20 protein-coding genes are annotated in these 23,398 nt (G+C 70.6%); 15 read left to right on the top strand and 5 right to left on the bottom strand.

Annotated features, from left to right (window positions below):
* Positions 1–271: 271 nt before the first annotated feature.
* Both polA and OG223_RS14700 read left to right on the top strand, forming a co-directional pair.
* Positions 272–3,010, top strand: a complete 2,739-nt coding sequence (gene polA / locus OG223_RS14705; protein WP_329247655.1) for a DNA polymerase I — start codon at positions 272–274, stop codon at positions 3,008–3,010.
* Positions 3,011–3,629: 619 nt separating this feature from the next.
* Entirely contained in the window at positions 3,630–4,031 is a 402-nt protein-coding gene (locus OG223_RS14700) for a hypothetical protein (protein WP_329247652.1), read from the top strand.
* Between the two features lie 202 nt (positions 4,032–4,233).
* Here the strand turns inward: OG223_RS14700 and OG223_RS14695 are convergent, their stop codons facing one another.
* The gene (locus tag OG223_RS14695; protein ID WP_329247649.1) at positions 4,234–5,097 is read right to left on the bottom strand and encodes a DUF4184 family protein; all 864 of its coding nucleotides are present in this window, start codon (positions 5,095–5,097) and stop codon (positions 4,234–4,236) included.
* 260 nt (positions 5,098–5,357) lie between these two features.
* Between OG223_RS14695 and OG223_RS14690 the strand changes: the two genes are divergently transcribed.
* The 3 genes from OG223_RS14690 to OG223_RS14680 all read left to right on the top strand — a co-directional run bounded on the left by OG223_RS14690 (position 5,358) and on the right by OG223_RS14680 (position 8,493).
* Entirely contained in the window at positions 5,358–7,094 is a 1,737-nt protein-coding gene (locus OG223_RS14690; RefSeq protein WP_329247646.1) for a lytic transglycosylase domain-containing protein, read from the top strand.
* Positions 7,095–7,324: 230 nt separating this feature from the next.
* Complete coding sequence (locus tag OG223_RS14685; RefSeq protein WP_329247643.1) at positions 7,325–7,459, top strand: SPW_0924 family protein; 135 nt, start codon at positions 7,325–7,327, stop codon at positions 7,457–7,459.
* Positions 7,460–7,500: 41 nt separating this feature from the next.
* Positions 7,501–8,493, top strand: a complete 993-nt coding sequence (locus OG223_RS14680; protein ID WP_329247640.1) for a DUF3068 domain-containing protein — start codon at positions 7,501–7,503, stop codon at positions 8,491–8,493.
* On the opposite strand, the gene hrpB is transcribed toward OG223_RS14680, so the two are convergent.
* Both hrpB and OG223_RS14670 read right to left on the bottom strand, forming a co-directional pair.
* A complete protein-coding gene (gene hrpB / locus OG223_RS14675) occupies positions 8,483–11,008 on the bottom strand; it encodes an ATP-dependent helicase HrpB (protein ID WP_329247637.1) in 2,526 nt (841 codons plus the stop codon). The genes OG223_RS14680 and hrpB overlap by 11 nt on opposite strands.
* Before the next feature lie 77 nt (positions 11,009–11,085).
* On the bottom strand, positions 11,086–11,901 hold the full coding sequence (locus OG223_RS14670) for a class I SAM-dependent methyltransferase (protein WP_329265278.1): 816 nt from the start codon (positions 11,899–11,901) through the stop codon (positions 11,086–11,088).
* 391 nt (positions 11,902–12,292) lie between these two features.
* Here OG223_RS14670 and rpsA point away from each other — a divergent pair, with 391 nt between their 5' ends.
* The 5 genes from rpsA to OG223_RS14645 all read left to right on the top strand — a co-directional run bounded on the left by rpsA (position 12,293) and on the right by OG223_RS14645 (position 17,855).
* A complete protein-coding gene (gene rpsA / locus OG223_RS14665; RefSeq protein ID WP_329247634.1) occupies positions 12,293–13,807 on the top strand; it encodes a 30S ribosomal protein S1 in 1,515 nt (504 codons plus the stop codon).
* A gap of 296 nt (positions 13,808–14,103) precedes the next feature.
* On the top strand, positions 14,104–15,630 hold the full coding sequence (locus tag OG223_RS14660) for a flavin monoamine oxidase family protein (RefSeq protein ID WP_329265277.1): 1,527 nt from the start codon (positions 14,104–14,106) through the stop codon (positions 15,628–15,630).
* A gap of 135 nt (positions 15,631–15,765) precedes the next feature.
* Positions 15,766–16,704, top strand: a complete 939-nt coding sequence (locus tag OG223_RS14655; RefSeq protein ID WP_033287219.1) for a PAC2 family protein — start codon at positions 15,766–15,768, stop codon at positions 16,702–16,704.
* Positions 16,705–16,803: 99 nt separating this feature from the next.
* On the top strand, positions 16,804–17,424 hold the full coding sequence (coaE, locus tag OG223_RS14650) for a dephospho-CoA kinase (RefSeq protein ID WP_329247629.1): 621 nt from the start codon (positions 16,804–16,806) through the stop codon (positions 17,422–17,424).
* 50 nt (positions 17,425–17,474) lie between these two features.
* On the top strand, positions 17,475–17,855 hold the full coding sequence (locus OG223_RS14645; RefSeq protein WP_200690741.1) for a tetratricopeptide repeat protein: 381 nt from the start codon (positions 17,475–17,477) through the stop codon (positions 17,853–17,855).
* 57 nt (positions 17,856–17,912) lie between these two features.
* On the opposite strand, the gene OG223_RS14640 is transcribed toward OG223_RS14645, so the two are convergent.
* A complete protein-coding gene (locus OG223_RS14640; RefSeq protein WP_329247624.1) occupies positions 17,913–18,179 on the bottom strand; it encodes a DUF6343 family protein in 267 nt (88 codons plus the stop codon).
* A 98-nt stretch (positions 18,180–18,277) separates the two neighbouring features.
* On the opposite strand from OG223_RS14640, the gene OG223_RS14635 reads away from it, so the two are divergent.
* From OG223_RS14635 to OG223_RS14625, 3 genes are all read left to right on the top strand, one after another.
* Complete coding sequence (locus tag OG223_RS14635; protein WP_329247621.1) at positions 18,278–19,207, top strand: acyltransferase domain-containing protein; 930 nt, start codon at positions 18,278–18,280, stop codon at positions 19,205–19,207.
* A gap of 112 nt (positions 19,208–19,319) precedes the next feature.
* A complete protein-coding gene (locus tag OG223_RS14630) occupies positions 19,320–20,030 on the top strand; it encodes a class I SAM-dependent methyltransferase (protein WP_329247618.1) in 711 nt (236 codons plus the stop codon).
* Positions 20,031–20,124: 94 nt separating this feature from the next.
* Positions 20,125–20,592, top strand: coding sequence for a DoxX family protein (locus OG223_RS14625; protein WP_329247616.1), 468 nt, complete (start codon positions 20,125–20,127; stop codon positions 20,590–20,592).
* A gap of 13 nt (positions 20,593–20,605) precedes the next feature.
* Here OG223_RS14625 and OG223_RS14620 read toward each other — a convergent pair whose 3' ends face one another.
* The gene (locus OG223_RS14620; RefSeq protein WP_329247613.1) at positions 20,606–21,208 is read right to left on the bottom strand and encodes an RNA-binding S4 domain-containing protein; all 603 of its coding nucleotides are present in this window, start codon (positions 21,206–21,208) and stop codon (positions 20,606–20,608) included.
* A gap of 502 nt (positions 21,209–21,710) precedes the next feature.
* On the opposite strand from OG223_RS14620, the gene OG223_RS14615 reads away from it, so the two are divergent.
* Both OG223_RS14615 and pip read left to right on the top strand, forming a co-directional pair.
* Positions 21,711–22,403: a uracil-DNA glycosylase gene (locus OG223_RS14615; RefSeq protein WP_329247610.1), complete on the top strand. Its 693-nt coding sequence runs from the start codon at positions 21,711–21,713 to the stop codon at positions 22,401–22,403.
* An 18-nt stretch (positions 22,404–22,421) separates the two neighbouring features.
* Positions 22,422–23,393 carry a prolyl aminopeptidase gene (gene pip / locus OG223_RS14610; protein WP_329247608.1) on the top strand — a complete coding sequence of 324 codons (972 nt, stop codon included), beginning with the start codon at positions 22,422–22,424 and terminating at the stop codon, positions 23,391–23,393.
* The last annotated feature ends 5 nt before the right edge of the window (positions 23,394–23,398 follow it).

Below are 23,398 nucleotides of genomic sequence, written 5' to 3'. Positions count from 1 at the left end.
GACTCAATGGTTTCGGCGTTTGTGCGAGGTGGGGGGCGTGTTCGGCTCCTCGCCGGGGCGGGTGGTGCCGGTCGGTCCGATCCGCGGGGCGGCGGGCCGGGGAGTGTCCGACCGGGTCTCCTGCCGCGACGGTGACCTCTTCACGCGCGCGTGGCTTTCCGCGCGGCGGCGACTCCCGGCACCCTCCCGTGACCCCCGTTTCTCGCGGCCACGGCTTCCGACGCAGTGACCGTGACTCCGACTGTCAGTGGGGCGTGGCAGGATCGGGGGCGTGGCAGAGACAGCATCGAAGAAGACCGACAAGACCTCCGGGAACAGCTCCGGCGGAGACCGTCCACGGCTGATGCTGATGGACGGGCACTCGCTGGCCTACCGCGCGTTCTTCGCGCTGCCCGTGGAGAACTTCACGACCGCGACGGGCCAGCCGACGAACGCGATCTACGGCTTCGCGTCGATGCTGGCCAACACCCTGCGCGACGAGGCGCCCACGCACTTCGCGGTGGCCTTCGACGTGTCCCGGAAGACCTGGCGCTCCGAGGAGTTCACCGAGTACAAGGCGAACCGCTCCAAGACCCCGGACGAGTTCAAGGGCCAGGTCGAACTGATCGGCGAGCTGCTCGACGCGATGCACGTGTCCCGGTTCGCGGTCGACGGCTTCGAGGCCGACGACGTCATCGCCACGCTCGCCACCCAGGCCGAGGCCGAGGGCTTCGACGTGCTGATCGTCACCGGCGACCGCGACTCCTTCCAGCTCGTGTCCGAGCACACGACCGTGCTCTACCCGACGAAGGGCGTCTCCGAGCTGACCCGGTTCACTCCGGAGAAGGTCGTCGAGAAGTACGGGTTGACGCCCGCCCAGTACCCCGACTTCGCGGCCCTGCGCGGCGACCCGTCCGACAACCTCCCGGGCATCCCCGGCGTCGGCGAGAAGACGGCCGCGAAGTGGATCAACCAGTTCGGTTCGTTCACCGAGTTGGTCGACCGCGTCGACGAGGTCAAGGGCAAGGCCGGGCAGAACCTCCGCGACCACCTGGACGCCGTCAAGCTCAACCGCCGCCTCACCGAGATGGTCAAGGACGTCGAACTGCCCAAGACGGTCGTCGACTTGGGCCGCGCTCCGTACGACCGCACGGCCGTCGCGATGGTTCTCGACACCCTGGAGATCCGCAACCCCTCGCTGCGCGAGCGACTCCTGGCCGTCGACCCGGGCGCCGAGGAGGCCGACCCGACCCCGCCCGCCGAGAGCGGTGTGGCGGTCGACGGCTCGGTGCTCGGCACCGGCGAACTGACCGGCTGGCTGGCCGACTACGGCACCGAGCCCCTCGGTGTCGCCACCGTCGACACCTGGGCGCTCGGCTCCGGCTCGGTGACCGAGGTCGCGCTCGCCACCGCCGGGGGAGCGGCCGCCTGGTTCGACCCCGCGGAGCTGGACGAGAGCGACGAGAACGCGTTCGCGGCCTGGCTGTCCGACGCCGACCGGCCCAAGGTGTTCCACAACGCCAAGGGCGCGATGCGGGTCTTCGCGGAGCACGGCTGGACGATCGCCGGTATCTCCATGGATACCGCGCTCGCCGCCTACCTGGTCAAGCCCGGCCGCCGCTCCTTCGACCTGGACGCGCTGTCCCTGGAGTACCTGGGCCGCGAGCTGGCGCCCGCCGCCACGGCCGACGGCCAGTTGGCCTTCGGCGCGGACGACGGTGCCGAGGCGGACGCCCTGATGGTGCAGGCCCGCGCGATCCTCGACCTGGGGGACGCCTTCGGGGAGCGCCTCCAGGAGGTCGGCGCGGCGGACCTGCTCCGTGACATGGAGCTGCCCACCTCGATCCTGCTGGCCCGCCTGGAGCGGTCCGGCATCGCGGCCGACAAGGCGCATCTGGAGGCCATGGAGCAGATGTTCGCCGGTGCCGTGCAGCAGGCGGTGAAGGAGGCGCACGCGGCGGCGGGGCACGAGTTCAACCTCGGCTCGCCCAAGCAGCTCCAGGAAGTCCTCTTCGGCGAACTCGGCCTGCCCAAGACGAAGAAGACGAAGACCGGCTATACGACCGACGCGGACGCCCTGGCCTGGCTGGCCAACCAGACCGAGAACGAACTGCCGGTCATCATGCTCCGCCACCGCGAACAGGCGAAGCTGCGCGTCACCGTAGAGGGCCTGATCAAGACGATCGCGGCGGACGGCCGCATCCACACCACGTTCAACCAGACGGTCGCGGCGACCGGCCGCCTCTCCTCCACGGACCCGAACCTGCAGAACATCCCGGTCCGCACGGACGAGGGCAGGGCGATCCGCCGGGGCTTCGTGGTGGGCGAGGGCTACGAGTCCCTGATGACCGCGGACTACAGCCAGATCGAACTCCGCGTGATGGCCCATCTCTCCGAGGACGAGGGCCTGTTGGAGGCGTTCACCTCGGGCGAGGACCTGCACACCACGGTCGCCTCCCAGGTGTTCTCGGTCGAGGGTCCCGCGGTCGACGCGGAGATGCGCCGCAAGATCAAGGCGATGTCGTACGGCCTCGCCTACGGGCTGTCGGCGTTCGGCCTCTCCCAGCAGCTCAACATCGACGCGGGCGAGGCACGCGTCCTCATGGACACGTACTTCGAGCGCTTCGGCGGGGTACGGGACTATCTGCGCCGGGCGGTCGACGAGGCACGGGCGACGGGCTACACGGCGACGCTCTTCGGCCGCCGCCGCTACCTCCCCGACCTGAACAGCGACAACCGCCAGCGCCGCGAGGCCGCCGAGCGCATGGCCCTGAACGCACCGATCCAGGGCACCGCGGCGGACATCGTCAAGATGGCCATGCTCAAGGTCGACACCGCCCTGCGCGAGGCCGACCTCAAGTCCCGCATGCTCCTCCAGGTCCACGACGAAATCGTCCTGGAGATCGCCCCCGGGGAACGAGAGGCCACGGAGGAACTGGTCCGACACGAGATGGCGGGCGCGGTACATCTTCGGGCACCGCTGGACGTCTCGGTGGGCGTGGGCCCGGACTGGGAGTCGGCTGCGCACTAGCCTCCGGCCGGGTGGGCGGAGGGGGCGTTGTCGGGTGGGGAGTTGTGTGGTGGGCGGGGGTTTCTGCCGGGGCGGTGGAGAGCGGGGGAGTGCCATGGCGGGTGCGGGTGCGGGTGCGGGTGCGGGTGCGGGTGACTGTGGCTGGCGGGCTGGCGGGCTGGCGGGCTGGCGGGCTGGCGGGCTGGCGGGCTGGCGGGCTGAGGAAGGGGCGCTTCTGGGGCGCTTGGCAAGTTCCGAGGCCTGGGCCCGCGCACGCTTACCGGCTCTCATGCTCCCGCTGTTTCCTAGTACCGCGCTCACCGGCTCTCCTGGGCCCGCTTTCGTATCCACCCGCACGAAATCCCGCCGCAACGGCGCCCAGCCCACCACAACGCTTCCCGCCGGTGCCGAACCAACCGCACCCCTCCCGAGCCGCCCGCAGCGCACCGCACCGCCTCCCGACCGGCTGGCACACACCCACCCCGGCCCTGGCCAGCTCAAGCCCCGGGCAACACCCCGACCCCGGCGACCAACACCCACCCCCGGCCAGCACAAACCCCGCCCAACCCCCGGAGGGCCCGTCACCCGCGTGGCCCCCGCGAAGACGCCGCCCGCCCCCGGCGACCGTAAGGATGCGGGCATGGGTATACGCATGCTCCATCGCCGGACGGGTCGGGCGCGGACTCAGACGCGGGCAGCGGGCGCCGCTGCCGCGCAGGGCGCGCCCCGCCCGCCGGCTCCGGCCTTCGCGGCCGGCGCAAGCACCGCCCGCATCCCCGCCGACCTCGCGATGGCCGTCCGGCACACGGCCGCAGGACTCCGGCACCGCCTCACGTTCCGGGACGACACGGCCGTAGACCCGCGAGAACAAGCCAGACACCCCCAGGGACCCGCCACCACGCCCACCGGCACCCCCGTCTGGCGCCTCTGGGCCGACCTGGGCCGCAGTTACCTGGACATCGTCCTCACCTGGCTCCCGCAGTCACCCTCCGCGCACACCATGACGGTGTTCATCGCGACCCCACCGGACAGCTCCGCGTAACCGTGTTTCCCGCGCCCCCGCGCCCCCGCTCGCCCGTGCTCCTGTCGGCCTGACCAACGGATCCGCATGGCCGCGCTCGTCGCCGAGCCGGGCGGACGGCTCGGCATGACTGCGCTTCCTGGCGCCGTTTCCTGGCACCGTGGCGCGCCCCACACGCGCATGACCGTGCTGCTACCGCCCCTGCTCACGCCCACGCCCCCGCTCACCGTGAGTCGGCCCGCCCGCCCCGCCCCGCGCCGACCCCGTCCGGATCGAGGGCCACTCCCACCCCCACCGGACGCCAGACCCGCACACCGACCCCATAGAGCAACACCCCCAGCACCAGTCCCGCCCCCGCTCCGAAGCACACGGTCGGGATCAGGTCCCAGGGGCTTGCCGTCGAGCCCCAGTAGGCCCACCAGTTCGATGCCCGTTCCGCCGCCGCGAGCAGTGCGCAGGCGGTGAGGACGAGCCCGGCCGCCCATCGGTCCCGTACCGACAGCACGGGCACCCCCACCGGCTCGGCGGCCGGGATCCGTCGTAGCGCGCGCAGCACGAACGCGGTGATCAGCAGCGCGCCGATCGCCGAACTGCCGTACTGGACGGACGAGAACAGCGGTCTGCCGGCCAGTTGCCGGTCGAGGACGGGGAACAGCCGTACGCCCCACCGGTCGTGGTGGGTGAACGCGTCCCACACGACATGGGTCAGGCCGCCGAGCACCGCGGACGCGTACCACCGGGCGGCCAGCAACGGGGTCGCACGCGCGCGTGGGGTGCCGCAGCGCAGGAGGGTGGCCGAACGGGACTGCCGGGCGCGCGGGAGCAGGGCCACCAGGGGTTCGCGCAGCAGCAGCCACAGGCCGACCGTCGCCCAGGTGATGAGGACGTCGACGGTGAAGACGCCGGGGAAGGAGTGCGTGACCTCCCCGAATTCCATCGCCCCGGGGACCGCACTCGCCGCGTAGTACGTCATGTCGGGGGCGAAGGAACCCGCCACCAGCACCGCCGGCACGAGTGGGCCGCGCCCCCTTCCGTCGCCGCGCACGGCGGGCAGTACGGCGGCGGCATGACTCAAGGTGAACGGCAACAGGGCTCCCCGTAGGAGACATCGGCATATGGCCAAGCGGTGAATAACGGTCACCAACGGGTGCCCGTGCAAAGCAAGTTGTCGTAGGGTCGCCTGGGTCCCCGCGCGGGGCCCGCGGACGGGCGGAGGCGGAGGACAGAAGTACACACCATCCGATTACGACCACGAGGGCAACCTGTGGGGCGGGTCGACCGTCACACCAGGCGCAGAGGTAACAGACAAGGACGGGCGCTCGGGCGTCCCTGGGAGGGGTTCACTCCATGACGGCGCATTTCGGCAGGCGGCTGCGCAAGGGTGCGGCGACGACGGCGGTGGCCGCGGCAGCGGTCGCGGCACTGTCCGCGTCCCAGGCTCCGGCGGTGACCGGCAGCGACAGACCGACCGCCGCCGGCCAGACGACGCCCGACGGGAGTACCACCGACCACAGCGCCACCGGAGACTCGCCGTACTACACGGACCTCCCGCCGCTCAGCAGTCCCCTCCCGAGCCCCACCCAGTCGCCGTCCATAGGGACCCCGGTCTCGGTGGGCGAGGCCGAGGCCGGCATCCCGGCGACCGTCCTCGACGCCTACAAGAAGGCCGAGACGGAACTCGCCGCGTCCAAGCCGGGCTGCAACCTGCCCTGGCAACTCCTCGCCGCCATCGGCAAGGTCGAGTCGGGCCAGGCCCGCGGCGGCCAGGTCGACGCCGCCGGCACCACGACCTCCAAGATCCTCGGCCCCGCGCTCGACGGCAACGGCTTCGCGCTCATCAAGGACACCGACAACGGCGCGTACGACGGCAACAGCACGTACGACCAGGCGGTCGGGCCCATGCAGTTCATCCCGTCCACCTGGGCCTGGGCGGGCCGCGACGGCAACGGCGACGGGGTCAAGGACCCCAACAACGTCTACGACGCCGCGCTCGCCGCAGGCCACTACCTGTGCCGCAACGACTGGAACCTGTCGACCGACGCGGGCCTGCGCAGCGCGATCCTCAGCTACAACAACTCGACGGACTACCTGAACACGGTCCTGTCCTGGCTGGAGTACTACCGCAAGGGCACCCACTCGGTCCCGGACGGCACGGGCACGCTGCCGTCGGGCCGCAGCGACGACGGCTCCGGGGCCAGTCCGACGCCTACGCCCACACCGTCGCCCTCGACTCCGGACACCTCGAAGCCGAGCACCAACCCGAGCAACCCCACCACGCCGCCCACCTCGACCCCGACGCCCACGCCCACGCCTACGCCCACGCCGACTCCGACCCCCACCGACACGGTGGCCAAGCTGGCGGACGCGGGTACGGCGAAGCTCACCGCGGTGGCGGGCGACGCGTTCACCAAGAAGATCAGCACCAGCGCCAGGACCTCGGCCGGCAAGGCCGTCGCCAAGGTCAGGATCCGGTTCACGATCGTCGGGACCACCGACGCCACGTTCGTCGGCGGCGAGAAGGTCGCCACGGTCGTCACCAACGCCTCCGGTGTGGCCGTCGCCCCCGCCCTCCAGGCAGGCGAGACGACCGGTGACTTCACCGTCCGCGCGACCGTCGTCGGTCGTACGATCGCCGGTCTCGACTACACGGCCAGCGTCACGCCCCGCGTCGCCGACACTCTGGTCCGCACCAGCACCACCGCGCTGACCTGCACTCCGGGCGGCGAGTTCGCCGACCAGGTCGAGGTGAAGGCCACGGAGAACGGCGCGGTCGCCGACAAGGTCGCCGCCACCGCGACCCTCATCAAGGCGGCCGACGACGCGACCGAGAACGACAAGGGCCCCTACTTCAAGGACGCGGACGGCAAGACCGTACGCACCCTCACGGGCCTGGCCACGGACGCCGACGGCCTCCTGAAGCTGCCGAAGTTGTACGCCGACGACACCACCGGCACCTTCCTGCTCCAGATCACCACCACGGGCGGCGCGACCCTCACGGTCGAACTGACCGTGGCGGCGGCGACCGACACCTCCTCGGCCAGCCCGAGCCCGAGCCCGAGTCCGTCAGCGTCGCCGAGCGCGTAACGACTCGTAGGACCCGACGGCCGCACAACCGCACGACCGCACGACAAGGGCGCCCCTCCGCTACGGCGGGCGGGGGCCTTCGTCGTGTCCCCGTCCCCGCATGTCCTGCGTGTGCAACGTGTTCTCATCTCGCGCGTGCGTTGCTACGGTGCCCGACCTGACGACCTATCAGTTCCTGGAGTCGTCGGTTCCTTCGGTTCCTTCGGTTCCTGTCTGTCGGGAGGCCCGGCATGCGTGCCCTCATCGCCGCCGCGACCGGACTCGCGCTCGCGTTCGCGCTGGTCCTGACCATCACAGCGATGGGCTCACCGATGGGCAAGACCTCCCCGAAACCGCTGCTGACGACGGTGCCCGCGCACCCGTAAACGATTGCGCAAGCGTTTAACTCCTTGGTAGGGAGGCCGAGTTGCACCGCAAGGCCAGCCTGATCCTGCTCGCCCTCGCCGTGTTCTTCGCGGCGCTGTCCCCGCTGCTGCGCTGGTACGCCTTCCCGCGCCTGGCCAAGATCCCGGCGAACCAGTACCAGGACATGGTCCTGGAGGCGAAGAACGCCACCCTCCTCGACTACGACGGCCTGAAGGCCAAGACGGTCCCCAAGGTCACCATCGTGCAGACCCTCAAGGGCAACGTGGAGGCCGCCAAGAAGATCGACAAGACGACGGGGCGGGACGTCGTCGTCTGGGACGGTCTGTCCTACGTCCAGGGCCCCGACGGCAAGATGGTCTCCTCGATCCCCGAGCGCTACATCTTCGACGCGCACACCCAGGAGCCCGTCCACGCCGCCGGAGAGATGGTCGACGGCGACCCGGTGAAACGGGACGGCATCGAGTTCAAGTGGCCGTTCCTGACCCAGAAACGGGACTACGAGTACTTCGACGCGCAGACCCGCACCACCAACCCGATCCACTACAAGGGCACCCAGAACTTCCGCGGCGTCAAGGTCTACTACTTCGAGCAGACCATCCCGTGGACCAAGGTCCCCTTGCCGAAGACGATGCCGGTCAAGGGCATCACCCCGGAGGACGTCGCCAAGACCGGCACCACCCGCTGGTACACCACGGTCCGCAAGTTCTGGGTCGAACCCGTCACCGGGGCACCGGTCTACGGCGAGGAGCTCCACAAGGAGGAACTGCGCGGCGGCACCCTCCTGGGGGGCAGGGACAAGGTGACGGCGTTCGCCGGTGACGTGAAGATGCGCGAGGACTACATCAAGCACACCGTCGCCCTGGTGAAGTCCAACCGCACCCTCGTCCTGCTGATGGTCTCCTACCTCCCCTGGGGCTTCCTGACCCTCGGCCTCCTCCTGCTGGCCCTCTCCCTCTACCTGGAGGCCCGCAGCAGGCGCCCCGGAGACCCCGCCCCCACCGAGGTCCACGAACCGGAACCGGTCACCGCCTGAGCCGCGCGTTCGTGAACCGCGTGGCCTCGGCGGCGGCCGGGTCCTCGGGCCACGGATGCTTCGGATACCGCCCGCGCAGCTCGGCCCGCACGCCCTTGTAGCCGTCCCTCCAGAAGGAAGCGAGATCGGCGGTGACGGCGGCGGGCCGCCCGGCGGGGGAGAGGAGATGCACGAGTACGGGCACCCCGGCGACGGTCGGCGACTCGTGAAGTCCGAACATCTCCTGCAACTTGACGGCGAGTACGGGCTGTTCGGGATTCCCGTAGTCGATCCGAATCCTGGACCCGCTCGGCACGAGGAACCGCTCCGGAGCCAACTCGTCCAACCGCCCCGCGTCCCCCGAGGCCCACGGCAGCAGCCGCCGCAGCCCCTGCCCCGCATCGATCCGCCCCAGATCACCCCGCCGCCGCGCCCGCCCCAACTCCGGCTCCAGCCACTCGTCCACGCGCGCGTGCAACGCCTCGTCGGACACATCCGGCCAAGGCGCCCCGACGTTCAGGTACAGGAACGCCAGCCGCTGCCGCAGCACTTGGGCATCCACCGACCACCGCAACAGCCCGAACCCCTCCTGCCGCAGCCCTTCGACAAGTGCCTCCCGTACGGCCACGGGATCGGCGTCCCGCAGCGGCCGCACCGCCAACTCGACCGCCCCGAGCCGCTCGACGCGCCGGGCCACGACGTCCCCGCCGGCCCAGTGCACCTCGTCCGCCTCGCTGAGCAGCGCCCCGGCCGCGAACCGGGCGACGTCCTCGTCGACGACTGCCCCGAGCTGCACGCGCGCGTGCCCTTTGCCGATCGGCCGGTCGGCGACGGCGACAGCGATCCAGGGGGCGCCTCGAAGGGCGCTGGCTTCGCCGACTTCGGCACGGGTGCCGGACACGAGGAGATAGGAACCACCGTCGGCTTTGGCGACGCGTTCGGGGTAGGCGAGGGCGGCGACGAGTCCGACGAGGGCGTCTTCGTTGTTTTTGACGTTCACCACTATCGGAACGGAGTCACGGGTGGGTGGGCGGGAAATTTCTGCCCCCACGGCCCGCAGCCGCCGAACCTCCGCACGCCACCGACCGGCATAGGCGTCACCCCCACGCCGGGCACTCCGCAAAGCCCCGGCAAGATCATCCCCGTAAGCCCGCGGCGCCTCCTCACTGAGCAGCGCGACAACCTCGGCGCCCGCCGAGCCCGTGTCCAACAGGGCCCGCCCCAGCCGGGGATGCAGCCCCAGCCGAGCCAACTGCACACCCCGTGACGTAGCGCGCCCACCCGAGTCGACGGCACCGACCGCCGCCAACACACCCTGAGCCGCTGCCATCGCCCCGGAGGGCGGCGCGTCGAGCAACGCCAGCCCCGACGCCCCAGGATCCCCCCAGCACGCCGCCTGAAGGGCGAACGCCGTCAGATCGGCCACCTTGATCTCCGGCGCCGGAAAACGCGGCAGACGAGCGTCCTCGGCCTCGGCCCAGCAGCGGTACACCGCCCCCGGTGCCTCACGCCCGGCCCGCCCCGCCCGCTGCCGCCCGGCCGCCTGCGACGCCCGTACCGTCGCGAGCGCGCTCAGCCCGCGCGCGTGATCGACCCGCGGCTCCCGCGCCAACCCCGAGTCCACGACCACCCGTACACCGGGAACCGTCAGCGACGACTCCGCCACGGACGTCGCCAGCACCACCCGCCGCCGCGCCCCCGGCGACAGCACCGCGTCCTGTACGGCGGCCGGCGCGCGCCCGTGCACCTGGAGCACCTCGGCCCCGCCCAGGTCGCCCAACTGCCCTGCCACGCGCGCGATCTCGCCGACCCCGGGCAGAAAACACAGCACGTCCCCGTTCCGCTCGCCCAGCGCCCGCCGTACCGTCGCCGCCACGTGCGTGAGCAGCGCCGGGTCCACACGCATCCCGTGCGGCGGCCGTACGGGATGTACCGGAGGCGTCCAGACGACCTCCACCGGATACGCGACACCCTCCGCCTCGACCACCGGGGCATCGCCCAGCAGCCGGGCCCAGCCCTGCGCGTCGGTGGTCGCGGAGGCCGCGACCAGCCGCAACTCGGGCCGCAGGGCCTCCCGTACGTCGACGAGGAAGGCGGCCACGGTGTCCGCGTCCAGGTGCCGCTCATGGCACTCGTCCAGGATCACGGCGTCGACACCCGCCAACTCCTGGTCGCGTTGCAGCCGTTGGAGCAGCACACCGGTCGTGACGACCTCCACGCGTGCGTGCCGCCCGACGATCCGCTCGCCGCGCACGGTGTACCCGATGCTCTCGCCGACCTTCTCGCCCAGCAGCCACGCCATGCGCCGGGCCGCCGCCCGTGCCGCGATCCGCCGAGGCTCGGCGACGACCACCCGCCGCGCGGGTCCCTCGTTCCCCTCGCCGAGAAGCCCAGCCAGGGCGAGCGGGACCAGCGTCGTCTTGCCGGTGCCGGGTGGCGCGACGAGCACGGCGGCACCGCCCGCCTCCAGGGCGGCGTCGAGTCCGGGCAGGGCACTGCGGACGGGCAGCGCGTCGAGGGCGTCGTAGCGGATCACGACCCCAGTGTCGTACGCCGTGCGAAACGACCTCATACGCGCGCGTGCCCGCGTTCTGGTTCAGCCCCTCAGTGGTTCTACCGGTCGCGTTCGCACACGAAGATCGTCGTCCCGGGGATGAGGTTGCCGCGCAGGGGCGACCAGCCGCCCCACTCGGCCGTGTTCCAGGACGGCCATTCCGGCTCGACCAGGTCCACCAGGCGCAGGTCCGCCGCCACGATGTCCCGGACGCGGTCGCCGATCGTCCGATGGTGCTCCACGTAGATCGCGCTGCCGTCGTCGGCCTGTTCGACGTACGGCGTGCGGTCGAAGTACGAGGCGGAGACCGTCAGGCCCTCTGGGCCCGGCTCGTCCGGGAACGCCCAGCGGATCGGGTGCGTGGTCGAGAAGACGAACCGGCCGCCGGGCCGCAGCACCCGCCGCACCTCGCGCAGCACCAGCACCGGGTCGGCGACGAACGGCAGCGCGCCGTAAGCCGAGCAGGCCAGGTCGAAGGAGTTGTCCGCGAAGGGCAGCGCGCCCGCGTCGGCGCACACCAGAGGGAACGATCCGCCGATCCGCAGCGCGTGCTGGAGCTGGCGGTGGGAGAGGTCCAGGGCGACCGGGCGGGCACCCTGGGCCGTCAGCCAGCGCGAGCACTGGGCCGCGCCGGCGCCGATCTCCAGGACGTCCTTGCCCTTCAGCTCCTCCGGCGGGCCGAGCAGTTCGGCCTCCACCTCGTCGAGGCCCTCGGGGCCCCACACGAAGCGGTCGTCGCCGAGGAACGTGCCGTGTTCGACCTGGTAGTCGTCCGCGTTCCGGTCCCACCAGCCCCGGTTGGCCCGGGAACTCTCGGTGACGTCGGCATCACGTCGGGTGGCTTCCGGCTCGAACGCATCGGGCTCTTGGATGATCGGCTCCCTCGTCGTACTCTTCCGTCACCTCTACGGTGCGGCTGTCCCCGGCGGCGTCACTGAAGGGGTGGTTCAGGCCTGCGTGGCCTCGCGGGACACGTTTTGTGCCGGGTATGCGGCGATCCGCCCCGGGTGTGCGCCTTCGCGCATTGACCCTGCCTGGCTGCCCCCGTATGCTACAAGTTGCGCTGCGGGCCTGCGCACCTCAGACGTAGCAGGTTGCGCTCGCATCTGTATGTATGACCCCTCGGTTTTCGAGGCGCCACCGGACACCTGGTGTTCCGGATCGGCGCTTCCTTGGCTGTCCGGCCTTCTGCAGAGCGAAGCGAAAACGGCTCTCGGCGTGAGCAGTACCTACGACTTCAATGTCCGTACCGGAGCCCTTTCCCACATGACGAGCAGCACCGAGACCACCGCCACCACCCCGCAGGTTGCGGTCAACGACATCGGTGACGAGGAAGCATTCCTCGCCGCGATCGACGAGACGATCAAGTACTTCAACGATGGTGACATCGTCGATGGCGTCATCGTCAAGGTTGACCGGGACGAGGTTCTCCTCGACATCGGTTACAAGACCGAAGGTGTCATCCCGAGCCGCGAGCTCTCGATCAAGCACGACGTCGACCCGAACGAGGTCGTCAAGGTCGGCGACGAGATCGAAGCCCTTGTTCTCCAGAAGGAGGACAAGGAAGGCCGCCTGATCCTCTCGAAGAAGCGCGCACAGTACGAGCGTGCGTGGGGCACCATCGAGAAGATCAAGGAAGAGGACGGCATCGTCACCGGTACCGTCATTGAGGTCGTCAAGGGTGGTCTCATCCTCGACATCGGCCTCCGTGGCTTCCTGCCGGCTTCTCTCGTCGAGATGCGCCGTGTCCGCGACCTCCAGCCCTACGTGGGCAAGGAGCTCGAGGCCAAGATCATCGAGCTGGACAAGAACCGCAACAACGTGGTCCTGTCCCGCCGTGCCTGGCTGGAGCAGACCCAGTCCGAGGTGCGCCAGACGTTCCTCACGACCCTCCAGAAGGGTCAGGTCCGCTCCGGTGTGGTCTCCTCGATCGTCAACTTCGGTGCCTTCGTGGACCTGGGTGGCGTCGACGGCCTGGTCCACGTCTCCGAGCTGTCCTGGAAGCACATCGACCACCCCTCCGAGGTTGTCGAGGTCGGCCAGGAAGTCACCGTCGAGGTCCTCGACGTCGACATGGACCGCGAGCGTGTCTCCCTGTCGCTGAAGGCGACCCAGGAAGACCCGTGGCAGCAGTTCGCCCGCACCCACCAGATCGGCCAGGTCGTGCCCGGAAAGGTCACGAAGCTGGTTCCGTTCGGTGCGTTCGTCCGCGTGGACGAGGGCATCGAGGGTCTGGTGCACATCTCCGAGCTGGCCGAGCGCCACGTGGAGATCCCGGAGCAGGTCGTCCAGGTCAACGACGAGATCTTCGTCAAGGTCATCGACATCGACCTCGAGCGCCGTCGCATCAGCCTCTCGCTGAAGCAGGCCAACGAGGCCTTCGGTGCCGACCCGGCCACGGTCGACTTCGACCCGACGCTGTACGGCATGGCCGCGTCGTACGACGACCAGGGCAACTACATCTACCCCGAGGGCTTCGACCCCGAGACCAACGACTGGCTCGAGGGCTTCGAGGCTCAGCGCGAGGTGTGGGAGACCCAGTACGCCGAGGCGCAGCAGCGCTTCGAGCAGCACCAGGCGCAGGTCATCAAGTCCCGCGAGGCCGACGCCCAGGCGGCGGCCGAGGGTGTCGACACGGCGGGTGCGGCTCCGGCCGCGGCCGGCGGTGGCGGCGGCGGCGGTGGCTCGTACTCCTCCGAGGGTGCGGACACGTCCGGTGCGCTGGCGTCCGACGAGGCGCTCGCTGCCCTGCGTGAGAAGCTGGCCGGCGGCCAGAGCTGATCACTGAGCAGTAGCTCTTGAACTGAGGGGCCGTACCTTTCGAGGTGCGGCCCCTCAGTCGTGTTTCGGGTGCGGGCCGGTGGGGGCTGATCGCGCCGTTCCCCGCGCCCCTCGGGGCGCGTTTCCTCGGGCTTGCAGAAACTTGTGGGATACATCAGTAACTGCCGTGCCGTAACTGGGCGTTGGGACCCTGCCTCGGTCATTCATGATCGGAGAAGGGGAGCCAGATAGTGGCAAGCAACCAGAGCCGACGTGCATTTCTGCGGAACGTGGGTCTCACCGGTGGCGCGGGCACGATGTTCGCCACCATGGGGGCCCTCGGGCTCGCCCCCACCGCGCAGGCCGCCCAGCGGGAAGCGCCCTTCCGCGCCCTGAACGCAAGCGACTTCACGCTCACCGGACGCGGTGCGGCCAAGGTCGTCATCGTCGGCGGTGGCATCGCCGGACTGACCACGGCGTACGAACTCGGCAAGGCCGGCTACGACTGTACGATCCTGGAGGCCAGGGACCGTACCGGTGGCCGTAACTTCACCGTGCGCGGCGGCGACACGACGACCGACCTCTACGGCAACCGGCAGACCGCCCGTTTCGCCGACGGCCACTACATGAACTGCGGTCCCGCGCGGATCCCGCAGTGGATGGTCACCCTCGACTACTGCCGTGAACTCGGCGTCCCCATCGAGGTGTTCACCAACGTCAACGCGGACGCGTACATCTACAACGAGTCCACCGGCATGACCAAGCCCGAGCGCTACCGCACCGCCAAGGCCGATGTATACGGCTATGTCTCGGAGTTGCTCGCCAAGGCCACCGACAAGGGCGCCCTGGACAAGGAGTTGACCGCCACCGACCAGGAGCGGCTCGTCGAGTTCCTCAAGGGCTGGGGAGAACTCGGCGACACGCTGGACTACAAGGGCGGTGACTTCCGCGGGTACTCGACCGTCCCGGCCGCCGCGGGCACCCCGGGTGTACTGCTGGGTGACATACCCACCGCCTCCGAGGTCTTCGCCAGCGGTGTCGGCCGCTACTTCTCCTTCGAATTCGGCTTCGACCAGGCCATGTTGATGTTCCAGCCGGTCGGCGGCATGGACCAGATCCCGAAGGCGCTCACCCGGGCGATCGGCGCGCACCGCATCCGTACCGGAGCGGTCGTCTCGAAAATCACCGACAAGGGGAGTGGTGTTTCGGTCGCCTACACCCAGGGCGGTCGTACGAAGGTGGTCGAGGCCGACTACTGCGTCGGTGCCCTCCCGCCGAACATCCTCGCCAAGATCCCGCACAACCTCGGCACCGGCGTCCAGACCGCACTGGAGGCGATCACCCCGTCGTCCGCCGCGAAGATCGGCCTGGAGTACAAGTCCCGTTGGTGGGAGCTGGACCACCGGATCTACGGCGGTATCACCGAGACCGACCAGGACGTCACCCACATCTGGCACCCTTCGTACGGCTTCCACGGTGAGCGGGGCGTCCTCATCGGGTATTACAACTACGACGACAACGCGGACTCCTACGCGAAGCTCACCCCCAAGGGGCGCGAAGCGCGGGCGGTGGCCGCGGGCGTGAAGATCTACGGGGAGAAGTACCGCAGCGAACTGGCGTCGTCCTTCTCCCACCACTGGCGTCAGACGCCCCACCTGGAGGCCGCGTGGCACGACACCCCGGGTGGTCCCGACGACGTCCGCTACAAGCCGCTCAACGACCCCACGGGACGCGTCTACTTCGCCGGTGACTGGCTCACCTACACCGACGCCTGGCAGCACGGCGCGTTCTCCTCCGCCCGCAAGGCTGTGACCGCACTCCACGCGCGCGTGCTGTCCTCGTGACGTGGACGTCCTCCCGGTGACACGGGGGAGCGGCGCATGAAAAGCCCGTAAGAGGTGCCTGATCAGGGGCATGGGCGGGAATGCCCATGCCCTGGAGGGCGTTGTGCAGTACGAACACGAGGAGGAGCGGTCACTGTGCTTGATCCGCAGGGTTTGTACGCATGGGAGCCGAAGGGCCTGGCAGTCGTCGACATGGCGCTCGCACAGGAGTCGGCCGGTCTTGTCATGCTCTACCACTTCGACGGATACATCGACGCCGGGGAGACAGGCGACCAGATCGTCGAACGTCTGCTCGATACGCTGCCCCATCAGCTCGTGGCCAGCTTCGACCACGACCGGCTCGTCGACTACCGCGCCCGCCGCCCGCTGCTCACCTTCAAGCGGGACCGGTGGACCGATTACGAGGAGCCCACCCTCGACGTACGACTGGTCCAGGACGCCACCGGAGCCCCCTTCCTGCTCCTCTCCGGCCCCGAGCCGGACGTCGAGTGGGAGCGCTTCGCCGCGGCCGTCCAGCAGATCGTGGAGCGGCTCGGCGTCCGGCTGTCCGTGAACTTCCACGGCATCCCCATGGGCGTCCCGCACACCCGGCCCGTGGGCGTCACCCCGCACGGCAACCGCAACGACCTCGTCCCGGGCCACCGCAGCCCCTTCGACGAGGCGCAGGTTCCCGGCAGCGCCGAGGCGCTCGTCGAGTACCGCCTCATGGAGGCCGGTCACGATGTCCTGGGCGTCGCCGCGCACGTCCCGCACTACATCGCCCGGTCCCCGTACCCCGACGCGGCCCTGACCGTCCTGGAGGCCATCACGGCGGGCACCGGACTGGTCCTCCCCGGCATCGCGCACTCCCTGCGCACCGAGGCCCACCGCACCCAGACCGAGATCGACCGGCAGATCCAGGAGGGCGACGAGGAGCTCGTGGCACTCGTCCAGGGCCTGGAGCACCAGTACGACGCCGCCGCGGGCGCCGAGAGCCGCGGCAACATGCTCGCCGAACCGGTCGAGATCCCCTCGGCGGACGAGATCGGGCAGGAGTTCGAGCGCTTCCTGGCGGAGCGCGAGGGCGACAACTGACGCGCGCGTGACGCCCGGGCCCTGTCCACCGGACAGGGCCCGCGCCGTTGCCGACGGTCACCGGACGGCCTGTCAGTGACAGGCCGTAGGCTTCGGTCCATGCTGAAGGTCGGCCTCACCGGGGGCATCGGTGCCGGTAAGAGTGAAGTGTCGCGGCTGCTCGTCGGGTACGGCGCCGTGCTGATCGACGCCGACCGCATCGCGCGCGAGGTCGTCGCGCCCGGAACTCCCGGGTTGGCGGCGGTGGTTGAGGCGTTCGGGGAGGACGTGCTCGACGCGGACGGCGGACTCGACCGGCCGAAGCTGGGCTCCATCGTCTTCGCCGACCCCGAGAAGCTGGCCGTCCTCAACGCGATCGTGCACCCCTTGGTGGGCAGACGCTCCCGGGAGCTCGAAACGGCCGCGGCCGACGAGGCCGTGGTGATCCACGACGTCCCCCTCCTCGCCGAGAACGCCCTCACCGCGCTGTACGACCTGGTGATCGTCGTCGACGCGAGCCCCGAGACCCAGCTCGACCGGCTGGTCAGGCTGCGCGGCATGACCGAGGACGACGCACGCGCGCGTATGGCCGCCCAGGCGACGCGCGAGAAGCGGCTCGCCATCGCGGACATCGTCATCGACAACGACGTAGCCCTGGAGGCGCTGGAACGGCGCGTACGGGACGTATGGGCCGAACTCGTCCGCAGGGCGCACGCGCCCCAGGAGCCACCCCAGGAATAGCGGCCCTTTCCGCGGGCGTTGAAACGTCGTAGCGAGGGAAGGAATTCGCCGTGCCCGAGAACAGCGGAACGACCGGACGTACTCCGGAGACGCATGTCATCGACTTCCGCGCCGCCGAGCAACTGCTCGCCGCGCGGGACCCGCGGGGCGCGGTGAAACTGCTCGACCGCGTCATCGACGCGCACCCGGAGAACACCGCCGCCCGGCTGCTGCGCGCGCGTGCCTTCTTCGCGGCCGCGCAACTGCGCCCCGCTGAGCTGGAGTTCACCATCGTCCTGGAGCGCGAGCCGGACAACGCCTTCGCGCACTTCGCGCTCGCCCGCACCTACGAGCGACAGGGCCGCGCCGACCAGGCCAAACGCCACTTCCGGCTGGCCGCCGCCCTCGACCCCCAACCGCAGTACCTGAAGGCGGCCCGCTTCGACGGGTAGGCACACCCCTCATGGCCGACCTGTAGGGCAGGCCCATGGGGGGCACGCTTCCGCCCGTCAGGGGTGACGGTGCTCCGGTGGTCGGTACGGCGGGACGTCCGGGCCCGGCTGGTAGTGCGGGCCCTGACGCATGTGTCTGAGGATCATGGTCATGTCGATCGTGACGATCAGCCACAGCACCGCGCAGGCCGCCGCCCACCCGGGGCGCCCGGTGAGGGCGAACGCGGCCGTGCCGAAGATCGTCCAGACCAGCCCCCACACGCTCAGCCAGAACCGCGTGCGCAGCGCACTGCGTGCCGTCGTCGGCTCACTGCCTGTACGCATCAGGATCACCACTCCTCCTTGCAACGTACTCTTCGGGCCGGACGTTCTCCACAGGTAGCTCTCCGCAGAGAGTTCTCCACAGGGAGGGGAAGCGCACCGTGCTGCCGGACGCCGACGAACTGCCCGAGGTCCTGGTCGACCTCGCCGTACCCCATGAGGACATCAACGAACTGGTGCGGCTGCGCCGGGTGCTGACGCGGGACACCGACGCGACGCGGCTCCTGGAGGAGTGCGTCGGCGAACTGGTGAAGGACATCGGAGAGCACGGCCACTGGACCCGGCTCACCGAGCTGCTCCTGGCACGGTCGACCGAGGCACCGCCGGAAGTGGGCGCCTACTTCCCCGTGTACGTGTTCGTCGCCGCGCTGCCCTACACGCGCGCTTACCACCACGAACGCGGCATACCCGCCGACGTCTCCCGGCGCACCCTCGCCGACCTGGGACGCAACATCGCGGTGCACCACAGGCGGTTCGGCGGGGGAGGGCTGCCGTTCCCGCAGTGGCTCGTCCCGCACTTCCGCGGTGAGCTGTACCAACTGGGGCGGCTGCAGTTCGAGCGGGCGCGGCTCGGCGAGCGCACCGCGCGGGCACTCACGGCGGCCGGGCTGGAGGCGGCCCCGGGGACGCCCTGCCTGAACCTGCACATCCCCGACTTCCAGGGACCGCTCACCCCGGCCGCCTGCGAACGCTCGCTGGACCTGGCTCGCGCGTTCTTCGCCCGGCACTTCCCCGAGGAACACCACCAGCTCGCGACCTGCCACTCCTGGCTGCTCGACCCGCAGTTGAAGCGGTACCTGCCCGCCGACTCCAACATCGTCCGCTTCCAGGAACGGTTCCGAGTGGCCTACGAGGACACGGAGCCGGCCGACACCGAGCCGGTCCAGTTCGTCTTCGGCCATCCCGGTCAGCCGGTGGAGAGCCTGCCGCGGGGTACGTCCGTGGAGCGGGCCGTCGGGGACCATCTGCGGGCGGGCGGGCACTGGTACCTCGGGCACGGGTGGTTCCCGCTCCAAGAGTCTCCGCTTTGATCCGACAGTTGCCTCGTTGGTCCGACGGTTGCCTTGTTGAAGGAAATTGGCTCGTACGAGTGAACCAGTGCGAGTCGGGAACTGGCGTGCGGACACGGGCCGTTGGACGGGCATGCGACTCGAAATGCGTGAGGGATACGAGGGGACAGGACCCGGGGCGATCACCCCGGACGGCTGCGCGGTGGAGCTGTATTCACGGCTCTCTGTGGGAGCGGAGCCGGACATCATCACGGCCGCGGTGCCGGCGGGTGCGCGCATCCTGGAGCTGGGCAGCGGGGTGGGGCGGGTGACCCACCCGCTCCTGGAGCGCGGGTTCACGGTCACGGCGGTCGACGAATCCGCCGAGATGCTGGAGCGTGTCCAGGGGGCACGCACGATATGCAGCCCGATCGAGAACCTCGATCTGGGCGAGACCTTCGACGTGGTGATGCTCGCGTCGTTCCTGGTGCACGCGGGGGATGCCGAGGTACGGCGCGGACTGCTGCGGACCTGCGTACGGCATGTCGCGCCGGGCGGCTGCGTGCTGATCCAGCGGGAGGGCGAGGACTACCACACGAACCTGCCGCGCGAGCGGATCGACCCCAGTGGCTTCACCGTGCGGATGGTGTCGGCGGAGCCGGTCGGGGACGGGGTCGACTCGGTACGTGCGGAGTATGTGTTCCCGGACGTGGTCTGGACCCAGACGTTCCTGTCCCGGCCGTTGACGAAGGACCAATTCGAGGAGGCGCTGGCGGAGGCGGGACTGAAGGTGGACAGCTATCTGACACCCGACCGGATATGGGTGCGGGCGGTGCCGGTGGCAGCGGCGGCGGCAGCGGACTAGGGAGGGAAATCCCGTGAGGCGGCGATGAGTTCGGGGACGAGGGTCGGTCTACCCCTGTGACAGCGACACCGACCGCTTCCCACAGGAGACCCTCATGTCCGAGACCCCCGCGACCATCGCTTCCGTAGCCTCCGCGAACTCCCGTTCCGTCGTCGTCGCCGAGGCCGCGACCCCGCGCGGACGCCGCGCCAGGATCGCGCTGCGCGTCCTCCAGGTGCTGATCGCCCTCTTCTACGGCATCGCGAGCGCGCTGCCCAAGCTGATCGCGCACCCCTCGGCCGTGGAGTCCTTCGACCGGATCGGCTGGGGCAGCGGGGCCATGTACACGATCGGCGCGCTCGAACTGTCCGGCGCCGTCGCGCTGTTGGTCCCGCTGCTGCAGTCGATGGCGGCGACGGCGCTCAGCGCGCTGATGGTGGGCGCGTTCGTCGTCCAGATGACGGTGTTCCACGGGGAGAACGCGGCGACACCGCTGATCCTGATCATCCCGCTGGCCCTGATCGCCTGGGCACGGCGGGGGCAGAACAGGGAACTGCTGCGACTGGTACGACGACAGGCGTGATCCGGGCCGGACGTCACCGCTGCGGGTCGCGGCGGATACCGCGGCGGGTGTCGCGGTGGGAGTCCCGGTCCTGGTGCGCATCCGGAGGGGTGGCAGCACCGGTGCCGGGGAGGCCGCGCAGGCGTTCCAGGTCGCGGCGGTCGCGTTTGGTGGGGCGGCCGGTGCCGCGGTCGCGGATGCCGGCCGGGGCGACGGCCTCGCGGGGCGGGGGCGGCGGGGAGTTGTCCACATAGCACTGGGCGGCGACCGGCGGGCCGACCCGTTTGCGGATGACCTGCTTCACGATGACGACGCGCTCGCGGCCCTCGTGGCGGAGGCGTACCTCGTCGCCGACGTGGACGGAGTGGGCGGGCTTCACCCGCTCGCCGTTGACGCGGACGTGACCGCCCTTGCAGGCGGCGGCGCCCATGGAGCGGGTCTTGACCAGGCGGACGGACCAGATCCAACTGTCGACGCGGACGCTCTCACCGGTCGAGGGTCCGGCGGCCCTGGCGGCGGCCACGGCGTCGCTCTGCGGCGCGGCCGCGGGGTTCCGGGGCGCGTCGGAGTTCCGGCTCGTCGTGGTCGCGCCGGTTCCGTTGTCGCCGTCGGTTTCGTCCGCACCCTCGGAAGCCATGCCCCGACTTTAGTCCCCCGAGACGGACGGCTCCGGCGGGTTTCGGCCCACGACCTGAGCCGGGGAGACGGCTCGCGGGCTTCGGCGCCCCGCTCGCCGACTTCGCCGGCGTTCTCCCGCGCGGTCGCCGTCACCGAGCGGCAGGCCCCCGGCGGCTGGACGGACCTCTGGGTGCCGACGACCTGAGCCGATCGTGCCGGCGCGCGGTGCCACCAGCGGAGGGGCGGTCCTGGTTCGCCGGGGTGGCTGCGGCAATGGTCGGCCACGACAAGTACATGGGGTAGCCGATCGTGCCGGCGCGCGGTGCCACCGTCGGCCGGTGGCCCTGGTTCGCCGAGGTGGCTCCGGCAAAGGCCAGCCACCACAAGTACGTGTGGTTCGTGCGGCCGGCGCGGGCGCCGCCGTTCCTCATGATCTGCGGGGTCGCGGGGTCGCGGGGCCCCGAGGTCCCGGGTTCGTCGCTCTCGGTGTCGCCCTCACGTGATCGTCCTACCGTGGGGGTATGAACCTGTCCGACCTCGACCGCCGGGTCACCGGCTGCCGGGCCTGTCCCCGCCTGGTCGCCTGGCGCGAGGAGGTTGCCCGCACCAGACGCGCCGCCTTCGCCGACTGGACGTACTGGGGCCGCCCGGTACCCGGCTTCGGCCCCGCCGACGCATCGCTCCTGATCATCGGCCTGGCCCCGGCCGCGCACGGCGCCAACCGCACCGGCCGCATGTTCACCGGCGACCGCTCCGGGGACGTCCTGTACGAGGCCCTGTACGACATCGGGCTCGCCTCGCAGCCGACCGCCGTGAGCGCCGACGACGGCCTTGAGCTGTACGGCGTGCGCATCACCTCGCCGGTGCGCTGCGCCCCGCCCGCCAACAAGCCCACCCCCGAGGAGCGGGACACCTGCCGTCCCTGGCTCGTCGAGGAACTCACCCTGCTGCGGCCCACGTTGAAGGCCGCCGTCGTACTCGGCGCCTTCGGCTGGCAGGCGGCGCTGCCCGCGTTCGCGGCGGCGGGCTGGCACGTGCCGCGCCCACGGCCCGCGTTCGGGCACGGGGCACAGGTCTCCCTCGACGGCCTCGACCTCTACGGCTGCTTCCACGTCAGCCAGCGCAACACCTTCACCGGCAAACTCACCCCCGCGATGCTGCGGGACGTACTGCGCACGGCGGCCGGGGCGGCGGGGCTGCCGACCACTCCGTAGCGAGGTTAGGGTCGGGGGATGGGCCTGTATCCGGAGATCGAACCGTACGACCAGGGCATGCTCGATGTCGGTGACGGCAACCGCGTCTACTGGGAGACCTGCGGGAACCCGCACGGCAAGCCCGCGGTCGTGCTGCACGGCGGTCCGGGCTCGGGCTGTTCCCCGTACCCCCGGCGCTACTTCGACCCCGCCGCCTACCGGATCGTGCTGCTCGACCAGCGCGGGTGCGGACGTTCCAGGCCGCACGCGAGCGCGTACGACACCGACATGAGTGTGAACACGACGGCTCACCTCGTCGCCGATCTGGAGCTGCTGCGGCGGCACTTGGGGATCGAGCGGTGGCTGGTGTGGGGCGCGTCGTGGGGGTCGGTGCTCGGGCTGCGGTACGCGCAGACGCATCCGGGGGTCGTGTCGGAGCTGGTGCTGACCTGTGTCGCCACCGGCTCCAATCCCGAAGTGGCCTTGCTGACCAGGGGACTTGGGAAACTCTTCCCGGAGGCCTTCGAGGCGTTCGTCGCCGAACTCCCCGCCGGGGAACGGAACGGGAACCTCGCCGCCGCCTACAACCGGCTCATCGAGTCGCCCGACCGGGCGGTGCGGGAGCGGGCCGCACGCGCCTGGACGGACTGGGAGACGGCGATCGTCCCGGCCCCGCCGCGCTCCGAGAAGCGGTACGAGGACCCGGAGTTCCGCATGTGCTTCGCCCGGACCGTCACGCACTACTTCGGCAACGACCACTTCCTCGGAGAGGGAAACGACGAGGGCGTCGTGCTCCGGGACGCCCACCTGCTCAAAGACATCCCCGGCACCCTGGTCCAGGGCAGCCTCGACCTGGGCAACCTCCTCGGCGTCACCTGGCGGCTCCAACACGCCTGGCCGGGCAGCGAGTTGGTGATCGTGGACGAGGCCGGCCACAACGCGGGCGCGCCGGGTGTCGCGGAGGCACTGGTGGCGGCGACGGACAAGTACGCCCGCCGCCGGCGCCGTTGACCCCC

Origin of the sequence: Streptomyces sp. NBC_01478 (assembly GCF_036227225.1) — a bacterium.
Taxonomy (GTDB): Bacteria; Actinomycetota; Actinomycetes; order Streptomycetales; family Streptomycetaceae; genus Streptomyces.
The sequence above is the reverse complement of the archived record's forward strand: the minus strand, read 5'-3'. Positions and strand labels throughout refer to the sequence as shown.

What these genes read in the sequence shown, in the direction of transcription:
- OG223_RS14700 (WP_329247652.1), top strand. Translation starts at nt 3,630, where the DNA reads ATGGGTATACGCATGCTCCATCGCCGGACGGGTCGGGCGCGGACTCAG.
- OG223_RS14690 (WP_329247646.1), top strand. Translation starts at nt 5,358, where the DNA reads ATGACGGCGCATTTCGGCAGGCGGCTGCGCAAGGGTGCGGCGACGACG.
- OG223_RS14685 (WP_329247643.1), top strand. Translation starts at nt 7,325, where the DNA reads ATGCGTGCCCTCATCGCCGCCGCGACCGGACTCGCGCTCGCGTTCGCG.
- rpsA (WP_329247634.1), top strand. Translation starts at nt 12,293, where the DNA reads ATGACGAGCAGCACCGAGACCACCGCCACCACCCCGCAGGTTGCGGTC.
- OG223_RS14660 (WP_329265277.1), top strand. Translation starts at nt 14,104, where the DNA reads ATGTTCGCCACCATGGGGGCCCTCGGGCTCGCCCCCACCGCGCAGGCC.
- coaE (WP_329247629.1), top strand. Translation starts at nt 16,804, where the DNA reads ATGCTGAAGGTCGGCCTCACCGGGGGCATCGGTGCCGGTAAGAGTGAA.
- OG223_RS14640 (WP_329247624.1), bottom strand. Translation starts at nt 18,179, where the DNA reads ATGCGTACAGGCAGTGAGCCGACGACGGCACGCAGTGCGCTGCGCACG.
- OG223_RS14630 (WP_329247618.1), top strand. Translation starts at nt 19,320, where the DNA reads ATGCGACTCGAAATGCGTGAGGGATACGAGGGGACAGGACCCGGGGCG.
- OG223_RS14625 (WP_329247616.1), top strand. Translation starts at nt 20,125, where the DNA reads ATGTCCGAGACCCCCGCGACCATCGCTTCCGTAGCCTCCGCGAACTCC.
- OG223_RS14620 (WP_329247613.1), bottom strand. Translation starts at nt 21,208, where the DNA reads ATGGCTTCCGAGGGTGCGGACGAAACCGACGGCGACAACGGAACCGGC.
- OG223_RS14615 (WP_329247610.1), top strand. Translation starts at nt 21,711, where the DNA reads ATGAACCTGTCCGACCTCGACCGCCGGGTCACCGGCTGCCGGGCCTGT.
- pip (WP_329247608.1), top strand. Translation starts at nt 22,422, where the DNA reads ATGGGCCTGTATCCGGAGATCGAACCGTACGACCAGGGCATGCTCGAT.